Source organism: Halobacillus sp. BBL2006, from assembly GCF_000786645.1.
In the GTDB taxonomy this organism is placed as follows: Bacteria; Bacillota; Bacilli; order Bacillales; family Halobacillaceae; genus Halobacillus.
This window is the reverse complement of sequence record NZ_JRNX01000311.1, coordinates 1-3373: the sequence shown is the minus strand read 5'-3', so window position 1 is coordinate 3373 and position 3373 is coordinate 1. Positions and strand designations below refer to the sequence as shown.

Annotated in this window: 4 protein-coding genes and 1 pseudogene; 3 read left to right on the top strand and 2 right to left on the bottom strand. The window is 44.7% G+C overall.

Annotated elements, in window-relative coordinates; genetic code table 11:
• Positions 1-222, top strand: a pseudogene (locus LD39_RS23075) (MFS transporter); the annotation flags it as partial.
• A gap of 98 nt (positions 223-320) precedes the next feature.
• On the opposite strand, the gene LD39_RS09945 reads toward LD39_RS23075, so the two are convergent.
• Both LD39_RS09945 and LD39_RS09940 read right to left on the bottom strand, forming a co-directional pair.
• Complete coding sequence (locus LD39_RS09945) at positions 321-521, bottom strand: YdiK family protein (protein ID WP_035545762.1); 201 nt, start codon at positions 519-521, stop codon at positions 321-323.
• Position 522: 1 nt separating this feature from the next.
• Positions 523-1233, bottom strand: a complete 711-nt coding sequence (locus LD39_RS09940; RefSeq protein ID WP_035545760.1) for a CPBP family intramembrane glutamic endopeptidase — start codon at positions 1231-1233, stop codon at positions 523-525.
• Between the two features lie 300 nt (positions 1234-1533).
• Between LD39_RS09940 and groES the strand changes: the two genes are divergently transcribed.
• Together groES and groL are read left to right on the top strand one after the other, a co-directional pair.
• Positions 1534-1818: a co-chaperone GroES gene (gene groES, locus LD39_RS09935; RefSeq protein ID WP_035545757.1), complete on the top strand. Its 285-nt coding sequence runs from the start codon at positions 1534-1536 to the stop codon at positions 1816-1818.
• Positions 1819-1878: 60 nt separating this feature from the next.
• The coding region (gene groL, locus LD39_RS09930) for a chaperonin GroEL (RefSeq protein WP_035545754.1) at positions 1879-3373 on the top strand (1495 nt) is incomplete at its 3' end.

Sequence of the window (3373 nt, the reverse complement as noted above, 5' to 3'; positions counted from 1 at the left end):
ATTTCCTCTTCCTTAGGGATCGTATTTTTCTCCATTTACTATGAAGTGAGACGTGCCCAAGTTTCGGCTGCACCCGATGTTGATATGCAGGCGGCGACACTGCAGACATTAAATGAAGCCTTCTTAGTTTCCGCCATCGTACTGCTGGTTGCTTTGCCGTTCTCTTTCATATTAAAAGGGGTCCAGGATGATGAGGATGAATCGAGCCAAAAACAAGCATAAGAAAAACGCAGGAGTCGCTCCTGCGTTTTTTTATACTTCTATTAAAGGGGTGTTACCCAACTCCAACCTCGAGAGGCTAACCTGGAGGTTTTCGCTAATTATTTATCTTTTGATTTCTGAATGCGGCGCTGCAGGTTGACGAGGCGGATCGCAACAGCAATGTTGAAGGTCGCAATGATCGACAATAGGATCGTAATTGCGTTCCAGATGGTGTCCTCTACCGCCTGGGCAGCGATATACGTAAAGGCCAGACCCAATCCGAAGTAGAGGAAAGCCATAAATAGTGGTGAAGTTCTCATATTAAAAAAGACCTCCAATAAAAATGGTTTCCAATTGTTCCTGCATCCGTCGGATATCCTCTTCATCAAGGAAGTACTGCGTGACAACGACAAACGAGTTCATCGCCATGTGAGCCACGATTGGTGTAATAATTCGTTTTGTTTTGACGTATAGGAAGGCGAATACCACTCCCATGGAGAAGTAGACTAACATGTGCTTAAAGTCAAAGTGAAAAGCACCGAAGATTAGGGCGGAGAAGAGCACGGCCACCCAGAAGTTCGTCCGTTCATAAATCGAACCAAAGATGACTTTACGGAAAATAATCTCCTCCGTGATTGGTGCAAATAAGACTGGTAATAAAATGAAGAGCGGTGATTCACGCGCAATCTCCATCAAGCCCATCGTATTTTCTGATCCTGGCGGGATGCCAAAGATGTTCGACTCAATCGCAGCCGCAATTCCTTGAGCAAATAAAGCAAGAAACACACCCGCGATCGACCAGAGGATGATGCCGCCTGGGCCGGAAGCGTCCCGACTCATTGAGGCTTCCTTGATATCCGGTTTAAGCATAAGCAGAATAATGATGGTCGCAATCGTGAAGCTGATCACCGACCAGACCGCAATCGCATCGAAATCACTCAACCCCATATTTTGGAGAAGCGGGACTCCGAGGAGCGCAGAAAGCTGGGCAATTACATATGTCATGATGATGTACCAATAGCGCTTAGGCAATACATTCACGTCCTTCTATATAGGTAGATACAAAATCAGCGGATGGAAGCTCTTCCATGCCGCAAGATATAACTCTCATAATGGATACTTTATGTATTTTATCATAGTTTTAAAACCACAAGTAAGCATAAGGGGTTGATGTAGGTTTTTTGTCGAAAAAAGATGAGAAAAATAATAACTTTTCTACTTGAAAAACGGACCTGAATTGATTATGATAAGAATTGTGTTAGCACTCAACAACATCGAGTGCTAATAAACGACAAAAAATCGAATTTAACCTTATCAAGGAGGGTGTCCTAATTGTTAAAGCCACTTGGTGATCGTATTGTTATTGAACTAGTTGAAGAAGAGCAGACTACTGCGAGCGGTATCGTACTTCCGGATTCTGCGAAGGAAAAGCCGCAAGAAGGTAAAGTTGTCGCTGTTGGTACAGGCCGTATCACGGATAACGGAGAAAAAGTCGCACTGGAAGTCGCACAAGGCGACCGCGTAATCTACTCTAAATTCGCTGGTACTGAAGTGAAGTTTGAAGGCAACGAATACTTGATTCTTCGTGAATCAGACGTATTGGCTGTCATTCAATAAGCCTCTACTAAAAATACTTATAAATGAATCGATACGATATTAATAAGGAGGGCATTTTTAATGGCTAAAGAAATTAAGTTTAGTGAAGACGCACGCCGCGCGATGCTTCGTGGTGTCGATACATTAGCAAATGCAGTAAAAGTAACACTAGGACCAAAAGGACGTAACGTCGTTCTAGATAAAAAATTCGGTTCTCCACTGATCACAAACGATGGTGTGACAATCGCAAAAGAAATCGAGCTTGAAGACCACTTCGAAAACATGGGTGCACAGCTTGTATCTGAAGTTGCTTCTAAAACAAACGATGTAGCGGGTGACGGTACAACTACAGCGACTGTCCTTGCACAAGCGATGATCCGTGAAGGTCTTAAAAACGTTACATCTGGTGCGAACCCAGTAGGTATCCGCCGCGGTATCGAAAAAGCGACAGAAGTAGCGACGGAAGAGCTACGTAAAATCTCTAAACCAATCGAAGGCCGTGAGTCTATTTCTCAGGTTGCTTCGATCTCAGCTTCTGATAATGAAGTTGGACAGCTTATTGCTGAAGCAATGGAACGCGTAGGAAACGACGGCGTTATTACAATCGAAGAATCTAAAGGATTCAACACAGAGCTAGAAGTGGTTGAAGGTATGCAGTTCGACCGTGGATACGCTTCTCCTTACATGGTTACTGACCAAGATAAAATGGAAGCGGTTCTTGAAGATCCGTACATCCTAATCACTGACAAGAAGATCAACAACATTCAAGAAGTTCTTCCTGTCCTTGAGCAAGTAGTACAACAATCCAAGCCTTTACTATTGATCTCTGAAGACGTAGAAGGCGAAGCACTTGCAACACTAGTTGTGAACAAACTACGCGGTACATTCAATGCTGTAGCGGTTAAAGCTCCAGGGTTCGGTGACCGTCGTAAAGCAATGCTTGAAGACATTGCAACACTAACTGGTGGCCAAGTGATCACAGAAGACCTTGGTCTTGAATTGAAGAATGCAACAATTGATCAGCTTGGACGCGCGTCTAAAGCGGTTATTACAAAAGAAAACACTACAATTGTTGAAGGCGCAGGAAACCCTGAGCAAATCTCTTCCCGTGTTGCTCAAATCCGTGCCCAAGCAGAAGAATCCACTTCTGAATTCGACAAAGAAAAACTACAAGAGCGCCTTGCGAAACTTTCTGGCGGCGTAGCTGTCATCAAAGTTGGCGCAGCGACAGAAACAGAATTGAAAGAGCGTAAACTACGCATCGAAGACGCCCTGAACTCTACTCGAGCAGCGGTAGAAGAAGGTATCGTCGCTGGTGGTGGTACAGCTCTAGTCAACATCTTACATGCTGTTGAATCTCTTGAGCTTTCTGACGACGAAGCAACAGGTGCTTCCATCGTGCTTCGCGCACTAGAGGAGCCAGTTCGCCAAATCGTCCACAATGCTGGCCTTGAAGGATCCATCATCGTTGAGCGTCTGAAAGGCGAGCAAGTCGGCGTAGGATTCAACGCAGCAACTGGCGAGTGGGTAAACATGGTCGACAGCGGTATCGTTGACCCAACAAAAGTTACTCGTT